The 20,916-nt window shown below is 42.4% G+C and carries 21 protein-coding genes and 1 other annotated feature; all 21 genes read left to right on the top strand.

The genetic code is table 11. From position 1 onward, the window contains the following. Positions 1-79: 79 nt before the first annotated feature. The 21 genes from rpmG to rplB all read left to right on the top strand — a co-directional run bounded on the left by rpmG (position 80) and on the right by rplB (position 20,874). A complete protein-coding gene (gene rpmG, locus SB658_RS21310; protein WP_003156421.1) occupies positions 80-229 on the top strand; it encodes a 50S ribosomal protein L33 in 150 nt (49 codons plus the stop codon). 33 nt (positions 230-262) lie between these two features. Then, a complete protein-coding gene (secE, locus tag SB658_RS21305; protein ID WP_004399676.1) occupies positions 263-442 on the top strand; it encodes a preprotein translocase subunit SecE in 180 nt (59 codons plus the stop codon). Positions 443-620: 178 nt separating this feature from the next. After that, entirely contained in the window at positions 621-1,154 is a 534-nt protein-coding gene (gene nusG, locus SB658_RS21300; protein WP_003225764.1) for a transcription termination/antitermination protein NusG, read from the top strand. Positions 1,155-1,321: 167 nt separating this feature from the next. Beyond that, complete coding sequence (rplK, locus tag SB658_RS21295) at positions 1,322-1,747, top strand: 50S ribosomal protein L11 (RefSeq protein ID WP_003156430.1); 426 nt, start codon at positions 1,322-1,324, stop codon at positions 1,745-1,747. 94 nt (positions 1,748-1,841) lie between these two features. Further along, complete coding sequence (gene rplA, locus SB658_RS21290; RefSeq protein WP_003235040.1) at positions 1,842-2,540, top strand: 50S ribosomal protein L1; 699 nt, start codon at positions 1,842-1,844, stop codon at positions 2,538-2,540. A 45-nt stretch (positions 2,541-2,585) separates the two neighbouring features. Next, positions 2,586-2,726: a sequence feature (ribosomal protein L10 leader region), on the top strand. A 65-nt stretch (positions 2,727-2,791) separates the two neighbouring features. After that, positions 2,792-3,292: a 50S ribosomal protein L10 gene (gene rplJ, locus SB658_RS21285; RefSeq protein ID WP_003235042.1), complete on the top strand. Its 501-nt coding sequence runs from the start codon at positions 2,792-2,794 to the stop codon at positions 3,290-3,292. A 45-nt stretch (positions 3,293-3,337) separates the two neighbouring features. Further along, a complete protein-coding gene (gene rplL / locus SB658_RS21280) occupies positions 3,338-3,709 on the top strand; it encodes a 50S ribosomal protein L7/L12 (RefSeq protein ID WP_003156436.1) in 372 nt (123 codons plus the stop codon). 89 nt (positions 3,710-3,798) lie between these two features. Next, on the top strand, positions 3,799-4,404 hold the full coding sequence (locus tag SB658_RS21275; RefSeq protein WP_015252989.1) for a class I SAM-dependent methyltransferase: 606 nt from the start codon (positions 3,799-3,801) through the stop codon (positions 4,402-4,404). Positions 4,405-4,649: 245 nt separating this feature from the next. Beyond that, positions 4,650-8,231, top strand: coding sequence for a DNA-directed RNA polymerase subunit beta (gene rpoB, locus SB658_RS21270; RefSeq protein WP_009966326.1), 3,582 nt, complete (start codon positions 4,650-4,652; stop codon positions 8,229-8,231). Between the two features lie 61 nt (positions 8,232-8,292). Continuing rightward, a complete protein-coding gene (gene rpoC, locus SB658_RS21265; RefSeq protein ID WP_004399688.1) occupies positions 8,293-11,892 on the top strand; it encodes a DNA-directed RNA polymerase subunit beta' in 3,600 nt (1,199 codons plus the stop codon). Positions 11,893-12,068: 176 nt separating this feature from the next. Further along, positions 12,069-12,317 carry a 50S ribosomal protein L7ae-like protein gene (locus SB658_RS21260; protein ID WP_003225778.1) on the top strand — a complete coding sequence of 83 codons (249 nt, stop codon included), beginning with the start codon at positions 12,069-12,071 and terminating at the stop codon, positions 12,315-12,317. Between the two features lie 113 nt (positions 12,318-12,430). After that, positions 12,431-12,847, top strand: a complete 417-nt coding sequence (rpsL, locus tag SB658_RS21255) for a 30S ribosomal protein S12 (protein WP_003225781.1) — start codon at positions 12,431-12,433, stop codon at positions 12,845-12,847. Positions 12,848-12,888: 41 nt separating this feature from the next. Beyond that, positions 12,889-13,359 carry a 30S ribosomal protein S7 gene (gene rpsG, locus SB658_RS21250; RefSeq protein ID WP_003225784.1) on the top strand — a complete coding sequence of 157 codons (471 nt, stop codon included), beginning with the start codon at positions 12,889-12,891 and terminating at the stop codon, positions 13,357-13,359. Between the two features lie 53 nt (positions 13,360-13,412). After that, on the top strand, positions 13,413-15,491 hold the full coding sequence (gene fusA, locus SB658_RS21245) for an elongation factor G (protein ID WP_003235056.1): 2,079 nt from the start codon (positions 13,413-13,415) through the stop codon (positions 15,489-15,491). A gap of 119 nt (positions 15,492-15,610) precedes the next feature. After that, positions 15,611-16,801, top strand: a complete 1,191-nt coding sequence (gene tuf, locus SB658_RS21240; RefSeq protein ID WP_003235058.1) for an elongation factor Tu — start codon at positions 15,611-15,613, stop codon at positions 16,799-16,801. Positions 16,802-16,900: 99 nt separating this feature from the next. Then, the gene (locus SB658_RS21235) at positions 16,901-17,857 is read left to right on the top strand and encodes an alpha/beta fold hydrolase (protein WP_015715118.1); all 957 of its coding nucleotides are present in this window, start codon (positions 16,901-16,903) and stop codon (positions 17,855-17,857) included. A gap of 236 nt (positions 17,858-18,093) precedes the next feature. Beyond that, complete coding sequence (gene rpsJ / locus SB658_RS21230) at positions 18,094-18,402, top strand: 30S ribosomal protein S10 (protein ID WP_003156464.1); 309 nt, start codon at positions 18,094-18,096, stop codon at positions 18,400-18,402. Positions 18,403-18,441: 39 nt separating this feature from the next. After that, complete coding sequence (gene rplC / locus SB658_RS21225; protein WP_004399671.1) at positions 18,442-19,071, top strand: 50S ribosomal protein L3; 630 nt, start codon at positions 18,442-18,444, stop codon at positions 19,069-19,071. Positions 19,072-19,098: 27 nt separating this feature from the next. Beyond that, on the top strand, positions 19,099-19,722 hold the full coding sequence (gene rplD, locus SB658_RS21220) for a 50S ribosomal protein L4 (RefSeq protein WP_004399658.1): 624 nt from the start codon (positions 19,099-19,101) through the stop codon (positions 19,720-19,722). Beyond that, complete coding sequence (gene rplW / locus SB658_RS21215) at positions 19,722-20,009, top strand: 50S ribosomal protein L23 (protein WP_003156467.1); 288 nt, start codon at positions 19,722-19,724, stop codon at positions 20,007-20,009. The genes rplD and rplW overlap by 1 nt, the downstream gene beginning before the upstream one ends. A gap of 31 nt (positions 20,010-20,040) precedes the next feature. Further along, entirely contained in the window at positions 20,041-20,874 is an 834-nt protein-coding gene (rplB, locus tag SB658_RS21210; RefSeq protein ID WP_003225795.1) for a 50S ribosomal protein L2, read from the top strand. Positions 20,875-20,916 lie beyond the last annotated feature (42 nt).

Here is a 20,916-nt window from a genome sequence, read left to right as displayed (position 1 = left end):
TATATTGACAGTATTTTTCTGACTATGATATGTTACTAAAGATAAGAACTAATGTCTATTTAGAAAAAGGTGTAATGACATGAGAAAAAAGATTACGTTAGCATGCAAGACATGCGGAAACCGTAATTATACGACAATGAAGAGCTCTGCATCAGCGGCTGAGCGATTAGAAGTAAAGAAATACTGCAGTACTTGCAATTCACATACAGCTCATCTTGAAACAAAATAGTTTTTGCGCTTTTAAATTGTGGAGGTCTTTTACATGCGTATTATGAAATTCTTTAAAGATGTTGGGAAAGAAATGAAAAAGGTAAGCTGGCCTAAAGGAAAAGAGTTAACGCGTTATACCATTACGGTAATTTCAACAGTTATCTTTTTTGTTATCTTTTTTGCCCTCCTTGACACAGGAATTTCTCAATTAATTCGTTTAATAGTTGAATAATGATCAGCAATACGTGCTATAATAGATCATAATATTACTTGCCAAAACCCGTTCAGCGGGTTTTTTATTGTGGCTTAAAATGAAAGTTATCATAGGCTTGCCGCCTATTTTTTGAAGCGTTATGGTAATTCACTAAAACCAAATGCGGGGAGGGAAGGACTGGACAGTCCTGAATAGAATGGAAAAGAATTGGTATGTTGTTCACACGTACTCTGGTTATGAGAATAAAGTAAAAGCCAACTTGGAAAAGCGTGTTGAATCAATGGGGATGCAGGATAAAATTTTCCGTGTAGTCGTACCCGAAGAAGAAGAAACGGATATCAAAAACGGCAAGAAAAAAGTCGTGAAAAAGAAAGTATTCCCTGGTTATGTGCTTGTTGAAATTGTAATGACAGACGACTCTTGGTATGTCGTCCGCAACACGCCGGGCGTTACTGGATTCGTAGGATCTGCCGGGTCAGGTTCAAAACCGACGCCGCTTCTTCCGGGCGAAGCAGAAACCATTCTGAAGAGAATGGGCATGGATGAACGCAAAACTGATATTGACTTTGAACTGAAAGAGACAGTGAAAGTAATAGACGGACCTTTTGCTAACTTTACAGGATCAATTGAAGAGATTGATTATGATAAAAGCAAGGTCAAAGTTTTCGTTAATATGTTCGGCCGTGAAACGCCGGTTGAGCTGGAATTTACCCAAATCGATAAATTGTAATGTGAAAAAACTTGAAATTGCTATATATAAATGATAATATAGCAAAGGTACGTCTTGGACTTATCCAAGGCAACTAGCATGATATTTCGTCATTCATATAAAGAATGAAACCTTGAGTGGGAGGGTTTACCCTATTACCACATCACGGACTTAAGGAGGTGTGTCTCGTGGCTAAAAAAGTAGTTAAAGTTGTAAAATTGCAAATTCCTGCTGGAAAAGCTAACCCAGCACCACCAGTTGGACCTGCACTTGGTCAAGCCGGTGTTAACATCATGGGATTCTGTAAGGAGTTTAACGCTCGTACAGCTGACCAAGCTGGTTTAATCATTCCTGTTGAAATTTCGGTTTACGAAGACCGTTCATTTACATTTATTACAAAAACTCCACCTGCTGCAGTATTACTTAAAAAAGCAGCTGGAATTGAGTCTGGTTCTGGTGAACCAAACCGTAATAAAGTGGCAACCGTTAAGCGCGATAAAGTACGCGAAATCGCTGAAACGAAAATGCCTGACTTAAACGCAGCAGACGTTGAAGCGGCAATGCGCATGGTTGAAGGTACTGCCCGCAGTATGGGTATTGTAATCGAGGATTAATTTGTTTCTTGTCGGGTTGCGAGTTTTAACAAGTTCGCAACCCTTATTCGTGGGAGGTTATTCCGCTATAACCACATAAGGAGGAAATTTTAAAATGGCTAAAAAAGGTAAAAAGTACGTTGAAGCTGCTAAGCTTGTAGACCGTTCTAAAGCTTACGACGTCTCTGAAGCAGTAGCTCTCGTTAAAAAAACAAACACAGCTAAATTCGACGCTACAGTTGAAGTGGCTTTCCGTTTAGGGGTTGACCCTCGTAAAAACGACCAGCAAATCCGTGGAGCAGTTGTGCTTCCAAACGGAACTGGTAAAACTCAGCGCGTTCTCGTTTTCGCAAAAGGCGAAAAAGCGAAAGAAGCTGAAGCTGCTGGTGCAGATTTCGTAGGCGATACTGACTACATCAACAAAATTCAACAAGGCTGGTTCGATTTCGATGTAATCGTAGCTACACCTGACATGATGGGTGAAGTTGGTAAAATCGGTCGTGTACTTGGACCAAAAGGTTTAATGCCAAACCCTAAAACTGGTACAGTTACTTTCGAAGTTGAAAAAGCGATCGGCGAAATCAAAGCTGGTAAAGTTGAATACCGCGTTGATAAAGCTGGAAACATTCATGTGCCTATCGGTAAAGTTTCTTTCGAGGATGAAAAACTTGTTGAGAACTTCACAACAATGTACGATACAATCCTTAAAGCTAAACCTGCTGCAGCTAAAGGCGTTTACGTGAAAAACGTTGCTGTAACTTCTACTATGGGACCTGGTGTCAAAGTAGACTCTTCAACTTTTAACGTAAAATAATATTGACATGACATCAACATTCTGATATTATTCAAAATGTTGTAAAATAGAATATCATTTATACCGTAGACAGTAGGGGCCTAACCGCTTAATTATCCTACCGAGGTGTATATTATCACAGCTATTACGTTACGTATGCTTGTATATACAGCCTCCATGTCTCATGGAGGCTTTTTATATGGAATCCGTCGTCTCAGTCGTGATCACCTAACGGTATAAGTGTTACACAAGAATCTACAGGAGGTGTAACCATGAGCAGCGCAATTGAAACAAAAAAAGTTGTTGTTGAAGAAATTGCTTCTAAACTGAAAGAAAGTAAATCAACGATCATCGTTGACTATCGCGGACTTAACGTTTCTGAAGTAACTGAACTTCGTAAACAGCTTCGCGAAGCTAACGTTGAGTTCAAAGTTTACAAAAATACGATGACTCGCCGTGCGGTTGAACAAGCTGAGCTTAATGGTTTGAATGATTTCTTAACTGGACCGAACGCGATCGCATTCAGCACTGAAGATGTTGTCGCTCCGGCTAAAGTTCTTAATGACTTCGCTAAAAATCACGAAGCTCTTGAAATCAAAGCTGGCGTTATCGAAGGTAAAGTTTCTACTGTTGAAGAAGTGAAAGCTCTTGCTGAACTTCCATCACGCGAAGGCTTGCTTTCTATGTTGCTTAGCGTACTTCAAGCTCCAGTTCGCAACCTTGCTCTTGCTGCAAAAGCTGTGGCAGAACAAAAGGAAGAACAAGGCGCTTAATCTAATCAGTTTTTCATAAATTAAAACAAAATGGAGGAATTACAAATGGCTTTAAATATCGAAGAAATCATTGCTTCCGTTAAAGAAGCAACTGTACTTGAATTGAACGACCTAGTAAAAGCAATCGAAGAAGAATTTGGCGTAACTGCTGCTGCTCCTGTAGCTGTAGCTGGCGGAGCTGCTGCTGGCGGAGCTGCTGAAGAGCAAAGCGAATTCGATCTTATCCTTGCTGGTGCAGGATCTCAAAAAATCAAAGTTATCAAAGTTGTACGTGAAATCACTGGTCTTGGCTTGAAAGAAGCTAAAGAACTTGTTGACAACACTCCAAAACCACTTAAAGAAGGTATTGCTAAAGAAGAAGCTGAAGAGCTTAAAGCTAAACTTGAAGAAGTTGGCGCTTCTGTAGAAGTTAAGTAATCTTCACTTACCTGTAGGGGAAGCTCGCTTTTATGAGGCGAGCTTTTTCTTTGCCATTCTTTAAGCCATGAAAAAAGGAGGTTCTAATAATGAGTGAGCACTATTATTCAGAAAAACCTTCAGTAAAAAGCAACAAGCAAACCTGGTCTTTTAGGCTTCGGAATAAAGATTTCACGTTTACCAGCGACAGCGGGGTTTTTTCTAAAAAAGAAGTTGATTTCGGCTCCCGCCTGCTGATTGATTCTTTTGAAGAGCCTGAGGTTGAGGGCGGTATTTTGGATGTAGGCTGCGGATACGGCCCGATTGGTTTATCGCTCGCCAGCGACTTTAAAGACCGGACTATCCACATGATTGACGTTAATGAGAGAGCCGTAGAACTATCAAATGAAAATGCGGAACATAACGGAATAACAAACGTTAAGATTTATCAAAGCGATTTGTTTTCAAACGTTGATTCTGCTCAAACATTTGCTTCTATTCTTACAAATCCCCCAATCCGAGCCGGAAAAAAAGTTGTCCATGCTATCTTTGAGAAAAGCGCTGAACACTTAAAAGCTTCAGGTGAATTGTGGATCGTCATACAGAAAAAGCAAGGCGCGCCTTCTGCCATTGAAAAGCTCGAGGAACTGTTCGATGAAGTTTCCGTCGTTCAAAAAAAGAAAGGCTATTATATCATAAAAGCAAAAAAAGTTTGACTCGGTATTTTAACTATGTTAATATTGTAAAATGCCAATGTATATATTTTGCTTGATATGATGAATTGTCAATATCTATGTATAAATTATACAAGTATGGAAATGCTAATAAAATCGGTATTTGTTTTTGGATGTGGTTTTCTTAATTAGAAACCCTTTTTTCTTTTGTCTTGTAAAAGTATTTTCTTTCTTTGGAAGAAATGCTTATTACACATATAATACGCATGATTTGAGGGGTGAATCAGTTGACAGGTCAACTAGTTCAGTATGGACGACACCGCCAGCGCAGAAGCTATGCTCGCATTAGCGAAGTGTTAGAATTACCAAATCTCATTGAAATTCAAACCTCTTCTTATCAGTGGTTTCTTGATGAGGGTCTTAGAGAGATGTTTCAAGACATATCACCAATTGAGGATTTCACTGGTAACCTCTCTCTTGAGTTCATTGATTATAGTTTAGGTGAGCCTAAATATCCTGTAGAGGAATCAAAAGAACGTGATGTGACTTACTCAGCTCCGCTAAGAGTGAAGGTTCGTTTAATTAACAAAGAAACTGGAGAGGTAAAAGACCAAGATGTCTTCATGGGTGATTTCCCTATTATGACAGATACAGGTACTTTTATCATTAACGGTGCGGAACGTGTTATCGTTTCCCAGCTTGTTCGGTCTCCAAGTGTATATTTCAGTGGTAAAGTAGACAAAAACGGTAAAAAAGGTTTTACCGCAACTGTCATTCCAAACCGTGGCGCATGGTTAGAATACGAAACTGATGCGAAAGATGTTGTTTATGTCCGCATTGATCGCACACGTAAGTTGCCGGTTACGGTTCTTTTGCGTGCTCTCGGCTTCGGCTCCGATCAAGAGATTCTTGATCTCATAGGAGAAAACGAATACCTGCGAAATACGCTTGATAAAGATAACACAGAAAACAGCGACAAAGCGTTGCTGGAAATTTACGAGCGTCTCCGTCCTGGAGAGCCGCCTACAGTAGAAAATGCGAAAAGCTTGCTTGATTCTCGTTTCTTTGATCCGAAACGATACGATCTTGCCAATGTAGGACGCTATAAAATTAATAAAAAACTTCATATTAAGAATCGCCTCTTCAATCAGAGACTTGCTGAAACGCTTGTAGATCCTGAAACAGGAGAAATCCTTGCTGAAAAAGGCCAGATTCTTGATAGAAGAACACTTGATAAAGTACTGCCATACTTAGAAAACGGAATCGGTTTCAGAAAGCTGTATCCGAATGGCGGCGTTGTTGAAGATGAAGTGACTCTTCAATCAATTAAAATCTTTGCTCCGACTGATCAAGAAGGAGAACAGGTTATTAATGTAATCGGCAATGCTTACATCGAAGAAGAGATTAAAAACATCACGCCTGCTGATATTATTTCTTCAATCAGCTACTTCTTCAACCTGCTGCACGGAGTAGGTGACACAGATGATATCGATCATCTTGGAAACCGCCGTTTACGTTCTGTAGGCGAGCTTCTCCAGAACCAATTCCGTATCGGTTTAAGCCGTATGGAGCGTGTGGTTCGTGAGAGAATGTCAATTCAAGATACGAATACAATTACGCCTCAGCAGCTGATCAATATTCGTCCTGTTATTGCGTCCATTAAAGAGTTCTTTGGAAGCTCACAGCTTTCTCAATTCATGGATCAGACGAACCCGCTTGCTGAATTAACGCACAAGCGTCGTCTGTCAGCATTAGGACCGGGTGGATTGACACGTGAGCGTGCCGGAATGGAAGTGCGTGACGTTCACTACTCCCACTATGGCCGTATGTGTCCGATTGAAACGCCTGAGGGCCCGAACATCGGTTTGATCAACTCACTATCATCTTATGCAAAAGTAAACCGTTTTGGCTTTATTGAAACGCCATATCGCCGCGTTGACCCTGAAACAGGGAAGGTAACGGGCAGAATCGATTACTTAACTGCTGATGAAGAGGATAACTATGTTGTCGCTCAAGCGAATGCTCGTCTTGATGACGAAGGCGCCTTTATTGATGACAGCATCGTAGCTCGTTTCCGCGGGGAGAACACTGTTGTTTCCAGAAACCGTGTAGACTACATGGATGTATCGCCTAAGCAGGTTGTATCTGCTGCGACAGCATGTATCCCGTTCTTAGAAAACGATGACTCCAACCGTGCCCTCATGGGAGCGAACATGCAGCGTCAGGCTGTGCCTTTGATGCAACCGGAAGCGCCATTTGTTGGAACTGGTATGGAATACGTATCAGGAAAAGACTCTGGTGCCGCTGTTATTTGTAAACACCCTGGTATCGTTGAACGCGTAGAAGCGAAAAACGTTTGGGTTCGCCGTTATGAAGAAGTAGACGGTCAAAAAGTAAAAGGAAACCTGGATAAATACAGCCTGCTGAAATTTGTCCGCTCTAACCAAGGTACGTGCTACAACCAGCGTCCGATCGTAAGTGTCGGCGATGAAGTGGTAAAAGGAGAAATCCTTGCTGACGGTCCTTCTATGGAGCTTGGTGAACTTGCACTTGGCCGTAACGTAATGGTCGGCTTCATGACATGGGATGGCTACAACTATGAGGATGCCATCATCATGAGTGAACGCCTAGTGAAGGATGATGTTTATACATCTATCCACATTGAAGAATACGAATCAGAAGCACGTGATACGAAACTTGGACCTGAAGAAATCACTCGCGATATTCCAAACGTCGGTGAAGATGCGCTTCGCAATCTTGATGACCGCGGAATCATCCGTATTGGGGCAGAAGTAAAAGACGGAGATCTTCTTGTTGGTAAAGTAACGCCTAAAGGCGTAACTGAACTGACTGCAGAAGAACGCCTTCTTCACGCCATCTTTGGCGAGAAAGCCCGCGAGGTTCGTGATACTTCTCTTCGTGTGCCTCATGGCGGCGGCGGAATTATCCATGACGTTAAAGTCTTCAACCGTGAAGACGGAGACGAACTTCCTCCAGGTGTTAACCAGTTAGTACGCGTATATATCGTTCAGAAACGTAAGATTTCTGAAGGGGATAAAATGGCCGGTCGTCACGGTAACAAAGGTGTTATCTCTAAGATTCTTCCTGAAGAGGATATGCCTTACCTTCCTGACGGCACACCAATTGATATCATGCTTAACCCGCTGGGCGTACCATCACGTATGAACATCGGGCAGGTATTGGAACTTCACATGGGTATGGCTGCACGTTACCTTGGCATTCACATTGCATCTCCTGTATTTGACGGAGCGCGAGAAGAGGATGTCTGGGAAACACTTGAAGAAGCCGGCATGTCTCGTGACGCCAAAACAGTGCTTTACGACGGACGTACTGGAGAGCCGTTTGATAACCGTGTATCTGTCGGTATCATGTACATGATCAAACTAGCTCACATGGTTGACGATAAACTTCATGCACGCTCTACAGGCCCTTACTCACTTGTTACGCAGCAGCCTCTTGGCGGTAAAGCGCAATTTGGCGGACAGCGTTTTGGTGAGATGGAGGTTTGGGCACTTGAAGCTTACGGTGCGGCTTACACTCTTCAAGAAATTCTGACTGTTAAGTCTGATGACGTGGTTGGACGTGTGAAAACATACGAAGCCATCGTTAAAGGCGACAATGTTCCTGAACCAGGTGTTCCGGAATCATTCAAAGTATTAATCAAAGAACTTCAAAGCTTAGGTATGGATGTCAAAATCCTTTCTGGTGATGAAGAAGAAATAGAAATGAGAGATTTAGAAGACGAAGAAGATGCGAAACAAGCTGACGGCCTGGCATTATCAGGTGATGAAGAGCCGGAAGAAACAGCATCTGCAGACGTTGAACGCGATGTAGTAACAAAAGAATAATCTCTAGTTATAAAGGCAAGTGACATCGGTTAATCCGAAGATAAAAAGGGAGGTAGGCCCCTTGCTAGATGTGAACAATTTTGAGTATATGAACATCGGTCTTGCTTCACCAGATAAAATCCGTTCATGGTCTTTTGGTGAAGTGAAAAAGCCTGAAACGATAAACTATCGTACGTTAAAACCTGAAAAGGACGGTCTATTCTGCGAACGCATTTTCGGACCGACTAAGGACTGGGAATGTCATTGCGGGAAGTACAAGCGAGTTCGTTATAAAGGCGTAGTTTGTGACCGCTGCGGAGTCGAAGTAACACGGGCTAAAGTCCGTCGTGAGAGAATGGGGCACATTGAACTGGCTGCCCCAGTTTCCCACATTTGGTATTTCAAAGGTATTCCAAGCCGTATGGGTCTTGTGCTGGATATGTCACCTCGTGCTTTAGAAGAAGTCATTTACTTTGCTTCTTACGTTGTAACTGATCCGGCGAATACACCGCTTGAAAAGAAACAGCTTCTGTCTGAGAAAGAATACCGTGCTTATCTTGATAAATACGGTAATAAATTCCAAGCATCTATGGGTGCTGAAGCAATTCATAAACTTCTTCAAGATATCGATCTTGTCAAAGAAGTTGATATGTTAAAAGAAGAGCTGAAAACTTCACAAGGACAACGCCGTACTCGTGCGATCAAACGTCTTGAAGTTTTAGAAGCCTTCCGTAACTCAGGAAACAAGCCTTCTTGGATGATCCTTGATGTGCTTCCTGTTATTCCTCCGGAGCTTAGACCGATGGTTCAGCTAGATGGCGGACGTTTTGCGACTTCTGATTTGAATGACCTTTATCGTCGTGTCATCAACCGTAACAATCGTTTGAAACGCCTTTTGGACCTTGGTGCGCCTAGCATCATCGTTCAAAACGAAAAGCGTATGCTTCAAGAGGCTGTCGATGCCCTAATTGACAACGGCCGCCGCGGACGCCCTGTAACAGGTCCTGGTAACAGACCGTTAAAATCTCTTTCTCACATGCTGAAAGGGAAGCAAGGCCGTTTCCGTCAAAACCTTCTTGGTAAACGTGTCGATTACTCCGGACGTTCTGTAATCGTTGTTGGTCCTCATTTGAAAATGTACCAATGCGGATTACCGAAGGAAATGGCGCTTGAACTTTTCAAACCTTTCGTTATGAAAGAACTTGTTGAAAAAGGTCTTGCTCACAACATTAAGAGTGCGAAACGCAAAATTGAGCGCGTACAGCCTGAAGTTTGGGATGTATTAGAATCAGTTATTAAGGAGCACCCGGTACTGCTGAACCGTGCCCCTACACTTCACAGATTAGGTATCCAGGCGTTTGAACCAACGCTTGTTGAAGGACGCGCAATCCGTCTTCACCCGCTCGTATGTACAGCTTACAACGCTGACTTTGACGGTGACCAAATGGCGGTTCACGTACCATTATCTGCTGAAGCACAAGCTGAAGCACGCATCTTGATGCTTGCTGCTCAAAACATCTTGAACCCTAAAGATGGTAAACCGGTTGTAACACCGTCTCAGGATATGGTACTGGGTAACTATTACCTGACACTTGAGCGTGCCGGTGCTGTCGGTGAAGGTATGGTCTTCAAGAATACAGACGAAGCGCTTCTTGCTTATCAAAACGGATATGTTCACCTTCATACGAGAGTAGCTGTTGCAGCTAACTCACTTAAGAATGTGACATTTACCGAAGAACAGCGCTCAAAATTGTTAATTACAACTGTCGGTAAGCTTGTCTTCAATGAAATTCTTCCGGAATCATTCCCTTACATGAATGAACCAACGAAGAGCAACATTGAAGAGAAAACACCTGACCGTTTCTTCTTAGAAAAAGGTGCTGACGTTAAAGCTGTTATCGCACAGCAGCCAATCAATGCGCCGTTTAAAAAAGGCATTCTGGGTAAAATCATCGCGGAAATCTTTAAACGATTCCATATTACGGAAACGTCTAAAATGCTTGACCGCATGAAAAACCTAGGTTTCAAATATTCAACAAAAGCTGGTATTACAGTTGGGGTTTCTGACATCGTCGTACTCGATGATAAACAAGAAATTCTTGAAGAAGCGCAAAGCAAAGTTGACAACGTTATGAAGCAGTTCCGCCGCGGTCTTATCACTGAAGAAGAACGCTATGAGAGAGTCATCTCTATCTGGAGTGCTGCAAAAGACGTTATCCAAGGCAAACTGATGAAATCACTTGATGAACTCAACCCGATCTACATGATGAGTGACTCTGGTGCCCGTGGTAACGCGTCTAACTTTACGCAGCTTGCCGGAATGCGCGGCCTGATGGCCAACCCGGCTGGACGTATCATTGAGTTGCCGATCAAATCAAGTTTCCGTGAAGGTCTGACAGTATTGGAGTACTTTATCTCCACACACGGTGCGCGTAAAGGTCTCGCCGATACCGCTCTTAAAACTGCTGACTCAGGTTACCTTACACGCCGTCTCGTTGACGTTGCGCAGGATGTTATCATTCGTGAAACTGATTGCGGAACTGACCGAGGCATTCTTGCTAAGCCACTTAAAGAAGGAACTGAAACAATTGAGCGCTTAGAAGAACGCTTAATCGGACGTTTTGCAAGAAAACAAGTGAAGCACCCTGAAACAGGTGAAGTGCTTGTGAATGAAAACGAACTGATCGATGAAGATAAAGCACTGGAGATTGTCGAAGCCGGCATTGAAGAAGTGTGGATCCGTTCTGCCTTCACATGTAATACGCCTCATGGTGTATGTAAACGATGCTATGGCCGAAATCTTGCAACTGGCTCCGATGTTGAAGTCGGTGAAGCTGTCGGAATCATTGCTGCCCAATCAATCGGTGAGCCTGGTACACAGTTAACAATGCGTACATTCCATACAGGCGGGGTTGCCGGAGACGATATCACACAGGGTCTTCCGCGTATCCAAGAGCTTTTCGAAGCGCGTAATCCGAAAGGTCAGGCAACAATTACAGAAATCGACGGTACAGTCGTTGAGATCAATGAAGTTCGTGACAAGCAACAGGAAATTGTGGTTCAAGGCGCAGTGGAAACACGTTCTTATACGGCACCTTACAACTCCCGCTTGAAAGTAGCGGAAGGAGATAAAATTACTCGAGGCCAAGTACTGACAGAAGGTTCAATCGATCCGAAAGAACTTCTTAAAGTGACTGACCTGACGACTGTTCAAGAGTATCTTCTCCATGAGGTTCAAAAGGTTTACCGTATGCAGGGTGTTGAAATCGGTGATAAACACGTAGAAGTAATGGTTCGCCAGATGCTTCGCAAAGTACGCGTGATTGATGCCGGTGACACTGATGTGCTTCCAGGTACATTGCTTGATATTCACCAATTTACTGAAGCGAACAAAAAGGTATTGCTTGAAGGCAATCGACCTGCTACAGGCCGTCCTGTCTTACTCGGTATTACAAAAGCATCTCTTGAAACTGATTCATTCTTATCTGCTGCTTCCTTCCAGGAAACAACACGTGTCCTTACAGATGCAGCGATCAAAGGTAAGCGTGACGAGCTTCTCGGCTTGAAAGAGAATGTTATCATCGGTAAGCTTGTTCCAGCTGGTACAGGAATGATGAAATACCGTAAAGTAAAACCAGTATCAAATGTTCAGCCGACTGACGATATGGTTCCGGTTGAATAACTGATTTAACTCTGCTGAAAGACTGCAAAAACAGTCTTTCAGCAGATATTTATGAAAAAGTCACTCTATGAGAAGAACGAATCTAAAAAATGTCATACCTTGTTGACATTCGTCTCCTAGAATGATAATATAACCAAGGTGCTCGAAATAAACCTGTTACTTTGGAGGATATGTTTATGTCTTATGATAAAGTATCACAGGCCAAATCAATTATTATTGGTACGAAGCAAACAGTGAAAGCTCTAAAGCGAGGTTCAGTAAAGGAAGTAGTCGTTGCAAAAGACGCAGATCCGATACTCACGTCAAGTGTTGTTTCACTTGCTGAAGATCAAGGTATCTCTGTCTCAATGGTTGAATCCATGAAAAAGCTCGGCAAAGCCTGCGGAATTGAGGTAGGAGCAGCCGCTGTTGCCATTATTTTATAACGTACTTTTGTTTTTGCGTAAGATTCCATCTTGTGTAAAGACATTGTTTTTTGCCTTTTGATGAACCACCTGGGTATGTGGGTTATAAAACGTAATGAAGGGAGGAAAAATTCATGCCTACAATTAATCAGCTAATTCGCAAAGGACGCGTGAGTAAAGTAGAAAACTCAAAGTCTCCTGCACTTAACAAAGGATACAACAGCTTTAAAAAAGAGCACACTAACGTATCTTCTCCACAAAAACGCGGGGTATGTACTCGTGTTGGTACAATGACACCGAAAAAACCGAACTCAGCACTTCGTAAATATGCTCGTGTTCGTTTGACTAACGGAATCGAGGTTACTGCTTACATTCCTGGTATCGGTCACAACCTGCAAGAGCACAGTGTTGTACTTATCCGCGGCGGACGTGTAAAAGACTTACCAGGGGTACGTTACCACATTGTTCGTGGTGCGCTTGATACTGCTGGAGTTGAAAACCGTGCACAAGGCCGTTCTAAATACGGTACGAAAAAACCTAAAGCAAAATAATATACGAAAATACGCATAATTGATGAAGGGAGGATATTCAGATGCCACGTAAAGGTCCTGTAGCAAAAAGAGATGTTTTACCTGATCCGATTTACAACTCTAAGCTTGTATCTCGTTTAATCAACAAAATGATGATCGATGGTAAAAAAGGTAAGTCTCAAACGATCCTATACAAGTCATTCGATATCATTAAAGAACGTACTGGCAATGATGCAATGGAGGTTTTCGAACAAGCATTGAAAAACATCATGCCTGTACTTGAAGTAAAAGCACGCCGTGTAGGTGGTGCGAACTACCAAGTTCCTGTAGAAGTTCGTCCTGAACGTCGTACGACTCTTGGACTTCGCTGGTTAGTTAACTACGCTCGTCTTCGTGGAGAAAAAACGATGGAAGAGCGTTTAGCTAACGAAATCCTTGACGCAGCTAACAACACTGGTGCTGCTGTTAAGAAACGTGAAGACACTCATAAGATGGCTGAAGCAAACAAAGCATTTGCTCACTATCGCTGGTAGGATTTATAGATTAACAAAACACAATTTCCTAATAAGGAAGGAGAAATTACCCAATGGCAAGAGAGTTCTCCTTAGAAAAAACTCGTAATATCGGTATCATGGCTCACATCGATGCCGGTAAAACGACTACTACAGAACGTATCTTGTTCTATACTGGTCGTATCCACAAAATTGGTGAAACTCATGAAGGAGCTTCACAAATGGACTGGATGGAGCAGGAACAAGAACGTGGTATCACAATCACTTCCGCTGCGACTACTGCACAGTGGAAAGGATACCGCGTAAACATCATCGATACTCCAGGACACGTAGACTTCACAGTTGAAGTTGAACGTTCTCTTCGTGTACTTGATGGTGCTGTTGCTGTACTTGACGCGCAATCAGGCGTTGAGCCTCAAACAGAAACTGTTTGGCGTCAGGCAACAACTTATGGAGTACCGCGTATCGTTTTTGTTAACAAAATGGACAAAATCGGTGCAGACTTCCTTTACTCTGTAGGAACTTTAAGAGACCGTCTTCAAGCAAACGCTCATGCAATTCAATTGCCGATCGGTGCTGAAGATAACTTCGAAGGTATCATTGACCTTGTAGAAAACGTTGCGTATTTCTACGAAGATGACCTCGGAACTCGTTCTGATGCAAAAGAAATCCCTGAAGAGTACAAAGAGCAAGCTGAAGAGCTTCGCAACAGCCTTATTGAAGCTGTATGTGAGCTTGATGAAGAGCTTATGGATAAGTACCTTGAGGGTGAAGAAATCACAATTGACGAGTTAAAAGCAGGAATTCGTAAAGGTACATTAAATGTTGAATTCTACCCTGTTCTTGTTGGTTCTGCCTTCAAAAACAAAGGTGTTCAACTAGTACTTGATGCTGTTCTTGACTACCTTCCTGCACCAACTGACGTTGCTGCAATCAAAGGTACACGTCCTGATACAAATGAAGAGATTGAGCGTCATTCTTCTGACGAAGAGCCATTCTCTGCATTAGCATTTAAAGTTATGACTGACCCTTACGTTGGTAAGTTGACGTTCTTCCGTGTGTACTCTGGAACACTTGATTCTGGTTCATACGTGAAAAACTCTACTAAAGGCAAACGTGAGCGTGTTGGACGTATTCTTCAAATGCACGCTAACAGCCGTGAAGAAATCTCTACTGTATACGCAGGGGATATCGCAGCTGCTGTAGGTCTAAAAGATACAACTACTGGAGATACTCTATGTGATGAGAAGGATCTTGTTATCCTTGAGTCAATGGAATTCCCAGAACCAGTTATCGACGTTGCTATTGAGCCTAAATCAAAAGCTGACCAAGATAAAATGGGTATCGCTTTAGCGAAACTTGCTGAAGAAGATCCTACATTCCGTACTCAAACAAACCCAGAAACTGGCCAAACGATCATCTCTGGTATGGGTGAACTTCACCTTGATATCATTGTTGACCGTATGAAACGCGAATTTAAAGTAGAAGCCAATGTTGGTGCTCCTCAAGTTGCGTACCGTGAAACATTCCGTACCGGTGCAAAAGTTGAAGGTAAATTCGTACGTCAGTCTGGTGGACGCGGTCAGTTCGGACACGTTTGGATCGAATTCGAACCAAACGAAGAAGGCGCTGGCTTTGAATTTGAAAATGCGATTGTCGGTGGGGTCGTTCCTCGTGAATACATCCCAGCTGTTCAAGCAGGTCTGGAAGATGCACTCGAAAATGGTGTACTAGCAGGCTTCCCGCTTATCGACATTAAAGCTAAACTTTTCGACGGTTCTTACCATGATGTTGACTCAAACGAAATGGCATTTAAAGTCGCTGCTTCTATGGCATTGAAAAATGCAGTCAGCAAATGTAACCCAGTTCTTCTTGAACCAATCATGAAAGTGGAAGTGGTTATTCCAGAAGAATATATGGGAGATATCATGGGTGATATCACTTCACGTCGCGGACGCGTAGAAGGTATGGAAGCACGCGGTAACGCTCAAGTTGTTCGTGCTATGGTTCCTCTTGCTGAAATGTTCGGTTACGCTACTGCACTTCGTTCTAATACGCAAGGTCGCGGTACGTTCACTATGCACATGGATCACTACGAAGAAGTGCCGAAGAGCGTCGCAGAAGAAATTATCAAAAAAAATAAAGGCGAATAATTGATTTTGCCGCTTAACTCAAGTATAACTACTATTGTAAGATGAGGAAGTGAAAGCTTTCTTTCACTTCCTATCACTCTATACATTACTAATTAAAAGCTCTTAAGGAGGATTTTAGAATGGCTAAAGAAAAATTCGACCGTTCCAAATCACATGCCAATATTGGTACAATTGGACACGTTGACCATGGTAAAACAACTTTAACTGCTGCTATCACAACAGTACTTCATAAGAAATCTGGTAAAGGTACAGCTATGGCGTACGATCAAATTGATGGTGCTCCAGAAGAACGCGAGCGCGGTATCACAATCTCTACTGCACACGTTGAGTACGAAACTGAAACTCGTCACTATGCACACGTTGACTGCCCAGGACACGCTGACTATGTTAAAAACATGATCACTGGTGCTGCGCAAATGGACGGAGCTATCCTTGTAGTATCTGCTGCTGATGGCCCAATGCCACAAACTCGTGAGCACATCCTTCTTTCTAAAAACGTTGGTGTACCATACATCGTTGTATTCTTAAACAAATGCGACATGGTAGACGACGAAGAGCTTCTTGAACTAGTTGAAATGGAAGTTCGCGATCTTCTTAGCGAATACGACTTCCCTGGTGATGATGTACCAGTTGTTAAAGGTTCTGCTCTTAAAGCTCTTGAAGGAGACGCTGAGTGGGAAGCTAAAATCTTCGAACTTATGGATGCGGTTGATGAGTACATCCCAACTCCAGAACGCGACACTGAAAAACCATTCATGATGCCAGTTGAGGACGTATTCTCAATCACTGGTCGTGGTACAGTTGCTACTGGCCGTGTAGAACGCGGACAAGTTAAAGTCGGTGACGAAGTTGAAATCATCGGTCTTCAAGAAGAGAACAAGAAAACAACTGTTACAGGTGTTGAAATGTTCCGTAAGCTTCTTGATTACGCTGAAGCTGGTGACAATATTGGTGCCCTTCTTCGCGGTGTATCTCGTGAAGAAATCCAACGTGGTCAAGTACTTGCTAAACCAGGTACAATCACTCCACACAGCAAATTCAAAGCTGAAGTTTACGTTCTTTCTAAAGAAGAGGGTGGACGTCATACTCCATTCTTCTCTAACTACCGTCCTCAGTTCTACTTCCGTACAACTGACGTAACTGGTATCATCCATCTTCCAGAAGGCGTAGAAATGGTTATGCCTGGAGATAACACTGAAATGAACGTTGAACTTATTTCTACAATCGCTATCGAAGAAGGAACTCGTTTCTCTATTCGTGAAGGCGGACGTACTGTTGGTTCAGGCGTTGTTTCTACAATCACTGAGTAATAGTATGATTTTAAACGAGACCCCTACGGGTCTCGTTTTTTTGTTTGCTTATCATTTTCTTGTATAATAGGATCTATCATATTCGAGGGGTTAATATTTATGATTCCTGAAAAGAAATCAATCGCAATCATGAAAGAACTAAGCATTGGAAATACAAAGCAAATGCTGATGATTAATGGAGTTGACGTGAAAAATCCATTGCTGCTTTTTTTACATGGCGGGCCGGGAACGCCGCAAATCGGATATGTTAGACATTATCAAAAAGAGCTGGAACAGTATTTTACAGTAGTTCATTGGGATCAGAGAGGATCGGGGCTTTCTTATTCTAAGCGAATTTCGCATCACTCTATGACAATAGATCACTTCATTAAAGATACAATCCAAGTCACTCAATGGCTTTTAGCTCATTTTTCAAAATCAAAACTTTACCTAGTCGGTCATTCTTGGGGGTCAATACTGGCGCTTCATGTGCTGCAGCAGTGTCCTGATTTATTTTACGCGTATTATGGAATCAGCCAGGTTGTTAACCCTCACGATGAAGAATCAACTGCTTATCAAAATATTCGTGAAATTTCTAAATCAAAAAAAGCCAGCTTATTATCTTTCCTCACACGTTTCATTGGTGCTCCGCCTTGGAAGCAGGATATCCAGCACCTTATCTATCGGTTTTGTGTCGAGCTAAGCAGGGGAGGCTTCACTCGCCGTCATCGTCAATCTCTAGCTGTATTATTTCAAATGCTTACTGGCAATGAGTATGGAGTGCGGAACATGCACAGCTTCCTCAATGGATTGCGCTTCAGTAAAAAACATTTAACTGGTGAGTTGTACCGGTTTAATGCTTTTACATCAGTTCCTTCTATTAAAGTACCGTGTGTTTTCATTTCAGGGAAACATGACTTAATTGTTCCTGCTGAAATATCGAAACAGTATTATCAAGTGCTTGAGGCACCCGAAAAGCGCTGGTTTCAATTTGAGAACTCAGCTCACACCCCGCATATTGAGGAGCCGGCATTATTCGCGAACACATTAAGTCGACATGCACGACACCATTTATGATAGATCCTTGATAAATAAGAAAAACCCCTGTATAATAAAAAAAGTGTGCAAATCATGCATATTTTAAATAAGTCTTGCAACATGCGCCTATTTTCTGTATAATGGTGTATGTTGGTCTTTGACTGCGATGAAGTGAGAGGTTGCTGACACACCCGGCCGCTTTGCCATGGCAAGGTGTTCAGGTTTTTCTCACGGAGAACTGTCTAACGTGATGTAGGCGAAAAGGAGGGAAAATAATGGCAAAACAAAAAATTCGTATTCGTTTGAAAGCATATGATCATAGAATCCTTGATCAATCTGCAGAGAAGATTGTTGAAACGGCAAAACGTTCTGGTGCCAGCGTATCTGGTCCGATTCCGTTGCCAACTGAAAAATCAGTTTACACAATCCTTCGTGCGGTGCACAAATACAAAGATTCTCGTGAGCAATTTGAAATGCGTACACATAAACGTTTAATCGACATTGTGAACCCAACACCACAAACTGTTGATGCTCTTATGCGATTAGACTTACCATCTGGTGTCGATATCGAAATTAAACTTTAATTCCAAAATATAGAATGATCTTAATAGGAGGTGTGACGAATGACCAAAGGAATCTTAGGAAGAAAAATTGGTATGACGCAAGTATTCGCTGAGAATGGTGATCTTATTCCGGTAACTGTTATCGAGGCTGCTCCAAACGTTGTTCTTCAAAAGAAAACAGCTGAAAACGACGGTTACGAAGCAATCCAGCTTGGTTTTGACGACAAGCGTGAAAAGCTTTCTAACAAACCTGAAAAAGGGCACGTTGCAAAAGCGGAAACTGCTCCTAAGCGCTTCGTTAAAGAATTACGCGGAGTGGAAATGGATGCGTATGAAGTTGGTCAGGAAGTCAAGGTTGAAATTTTCTCTGCTGGAGAAATCGTAGATGTAACAGGAGTATCTAAAGGTAAAGGTTTCCAAGGTGCAATCAAGCGCCACGGACAATCTCGCGGACCTATGTCTCACGGTTCACGCTACCACCGTCGTCCTGGTTCAATGGGACCTGTAGATCCTAACCGTGTATTCAAAGGTAAATTATTACCTGGACGTATGGGCGGAGAGCAAATCACTGTTCAAAACCTTGAAATCGTAAAAGTTGATGCAGAACGCAATCTTCTTTTGATCAAAGGTAACGTACCTGGTGCGAAGAAATCTTTAATCACTGTTAAAAGTGCTGTTAAATCTAAATAATTCTCTTAGGAAAGGAGGAAATTGATTATGCCAAAAGTAGCATTATACAACCAAAACGGTTCTACTGCTGGTGACATCGAATTAAACGCTTCTGTATTTGGTATCGAACCAAATGAGAGTGTTGTATTCGACGCTATTCTTATGCAAAGAGCTTCCTTACGTCAAGGAACTCACAAAGTAAAAAATCGTTCTGAAGTACGCGGCGGAGGTCGTAAACCATGGCGTCAAAAAGGTACTGGACGTGCCCGTCAAGGTTCAATCCGTTCACCGCAATGGCGCGGAGGTGGTGTCGTATTCGGCCCAACACCACGCAGCTATTCTTATAAATTACCTAAAAAAGTTCGCCGCTTGGCAATCAAATCAGTATTGTCTTCTAAAGTGATCGACAACAACATCATCGTTCTTGAAGATCTTACTCTTGATACGGCTAAAACAAAAGAAATGGCAGCTATCCTTAAAGGATTATCTGTTGAGAAAAAAGCTTTAATCGTAACTGCGGATGCAAACGAAGCAGTAGCTTTATCTGCTCGTAACATTCCTGGAGTTACTGTTGTTGAAGCTAACGGAATCAACGTTTTAGACGTTGTCAACCACGAGAAGCTTCTGATTACAAAAGCAGCGGTTGAAAAAGTAGAGGAGGTGCTTGCATAATGAAAGATCCTCGTGATGTTCTAAAGCGCCCCGTCATTACTGAACGTTCTGCCGATTTAATGACTGAAAAAAAATATACTTTTGAAGTTGATGTAAGAGCTAACAAAACAGAAGTGAAAGACGCGGTTGAAAGCATCTTTGGAGTGAAAGTTGACAAAGTCAACATCATGAACTACAAAGGCAAATCAAAACGTGTCGGACGCTACACTGGTATGACTAGCCGTCGCAGAAAAGCGATCGTAAAACTTACTGCAGACAGCAAAGAAATCGAAATTTTTGAAGCTTAATTATCTGTAAAAAGAAGGAGGGAAATTCAAAATGGCGATTAAAAAGTATAAACCGACCTCTAATGGACGTCGTGGCATGACAACTTCAGATTTTGCTGAAATCACGACTGACAAGCCGGAAAAATCCTTGCTTGCTCCCCTTCACAAAAAAGGCGGACGTAACAACCAAGGTAAATTGACTGTACGTCACCAAGGTGGCGGACATAAACGCCAATACCGTGTTATCGACTTCAAACGCGATAAAGATGGTATACCTGGACGCGTTGCTACAGTTGAATACGATCCAAACCGTTCAGCTAACATCGCTCTAATCAACTATGCAGACGGAGAAAAACGTTACATTCTTGCTCCTAAAGGAATTCAAGTAGGTACTGAAATCATGTCAGGTCCTGAAGCTGACATTAAAGTAGGTAATGCACTTCCACTTATCAACATCCCTGTTGGTACAGTTGTGCATAACATTGAATTAAAACCTGGTAAAGGCGGACAGCTTGTACGTTCAGCTGGTACATCTGCTCAGGTTCTTGGTAAAGAAGGTAAATACGTTCTTGTACGTCTTAACTCTGGTGAAGTTCGCATGATCCTTTCTGCTTGCCGTGCTTCTATCGGTCAAGTAGGCAACGAACAGCACGAACTTATCAACATTGGTAAAGCTGGACGTTCTCGCTGGAAAGGCATCCGTCCTACTGTTCGTGGTTCTGTAATGAACCCTAACGATCACCCACACGGTGGTGGTGAAGGACGTGCGCCAATCGGACGTAAATCACCAATGTCTCCATGGGGCAAACCAACTCTTGGATTCAAGACTCGTAAGAAAAAGAACAAATCCGATAAATTTATCGTACGTCGTCGTAAAAATAAATAACGGGGTTGTCTACGGTTCTTTTCGGACCGTAGTGCAATCACG

Origin of the sequence: Bacillus sp. SIMBA_008 (assembly GCF_046535495.1) — a bacterium.
GTDB lineage: Bacteria > Bacillota > Bacilli > Bacillales > Bacillaceae > Bacillus > Bacillus subtilis.
The sequence above is the reverse complement of the archived record's forward strand: the minus strand, read 5'-3'. Positions and strand labels throughout refer to the sequence as shown.

What these genes read in the sequence shown, in the direction of transcription:
- rpmG (WP_003156421.1), top strand. Translation starts at nt 80, where the DNA reads ATGAGAAAAAAGATTACGTTAGCATGCAAGACATGCGGAAACCGTAAT.
- secE (WP_004399676.1), top strand. Translation starts at nt 263, where the DNA reads ATGCGTATTATGAAATTCTTTAAAGATGTTGGGAAAGAAATGAAAAAG.
- nusG (WP_003225764.1), top strand. Translation starts at nt 621, where the DNA reads ATGGAAAAGAATTGGTATGTTGTTCACACGTACTCTGGTTATGAGAAT.
- rplA (WP_003235040.1), top strand. Translation starts at nt 1,842, where the DNA reads ATGGCTAAAAAAGGTAAAAAGTACGTTGAAGCTGCTAAGCTTGTAGAC.
- rplJ (WP_003235042.1), top strand. Translation starts at nt 2,792, where the DNA reads ATGAGCAGCGCAATTGAAACAAAAAAAGTTGTTGTTGAAGAAATTGCT.
- rplL (WP_003156436.1), top strand. Translation starts at nt 3,338, where the DNA reads ATGGCTTTAAATATCGAAGAAATCATTGCTTCCGTTAAAGAAGCAACT.
- SB658_RS21275 (WP_015252989.1), top strand. Translation starts at nt 3,799, where the DNA reads ATGAGTGAGCACTATTATTCAGAAAAACCTTCAGTAAAAAGCAACAAG.
- SB658_RS21260 (WP_003225778.1), top strand. Translation starts at nt 12,069, where the DNA reads ATGTCTTATGATAAAGTATCACAGGCCAAATCAATTATTATTGGTACG.
- rpsL (WP_003225781.1), top strand. Translation starts at nt 12,431, where the DNA reads ATGCCTACAATTAATCAGCTAATTCGCAAAGGACGCGTGAGTAAAGTA.
- rpsG (WP_003225784.1), top strand. Translation starts at nt 12,889, where the DNA reads ATGCCACGTAAAGGTCCTGTAGCAAAAAGAGATGTTTTACCTGATCCG.
- fusA (WP_003235056.1), top strand. Translation starts at nt 13,413, where the DNA reads ATGGCAAGAGAGTTCTCCTTAGAAAAAACTCGTAATATCGGTATCATG.
- tuf (WP_003235058.1), top strand. Translation starts at nt 15,611, where the DNA reads ATGGCTAAAGAAAAATTCGACCGTTCCAAATCACATGCCAATATTGGT.
- SB658_RS21235 (WP_015715118.1), top strand. Translation starts at nt 16,901, where the DNA reads ATGATTCCTGAAAAGAAATCAATCGCAATCATGAAAGAACTAAGCATT.
- rpsJ (WP_003156464.1), top strand. Translation starts at nt 18,094, where the DNA reads ATGGCAAAACAAAAAATTCGTATTCGTTTGAAAGCATATGATCATAGA.
- rplC (WP_004399671.1), top strand. Translation starts at nt 18,442, where the DNA reads ATGACCAAAGGAATCTTAGGAAGAAAAATTGGTATGACGCAAGTATTC.
- rplD (WP_004399658.1), top strand. Translation starts at nt 19,099, where the DNA reads ATGCCAAAAGTAGCATTATACAACCAAAACGGTTCTACTGCTGGTGAC.
- rplW (WP_003156467.1), top strand. Translation starts at nt 19,722, where the DNA reads ATGAAAGATCCTCGTGATGTTCTAAAGCGCCCCGTCATTACTGAACGT.
- rplB (WP_003225795.1), top strand. Translation starts at nt 20,041, where the DNA reads ATGGCGATTAAAAAGTATAAACCGACCTCTAATGGACGTCGTGGCATG.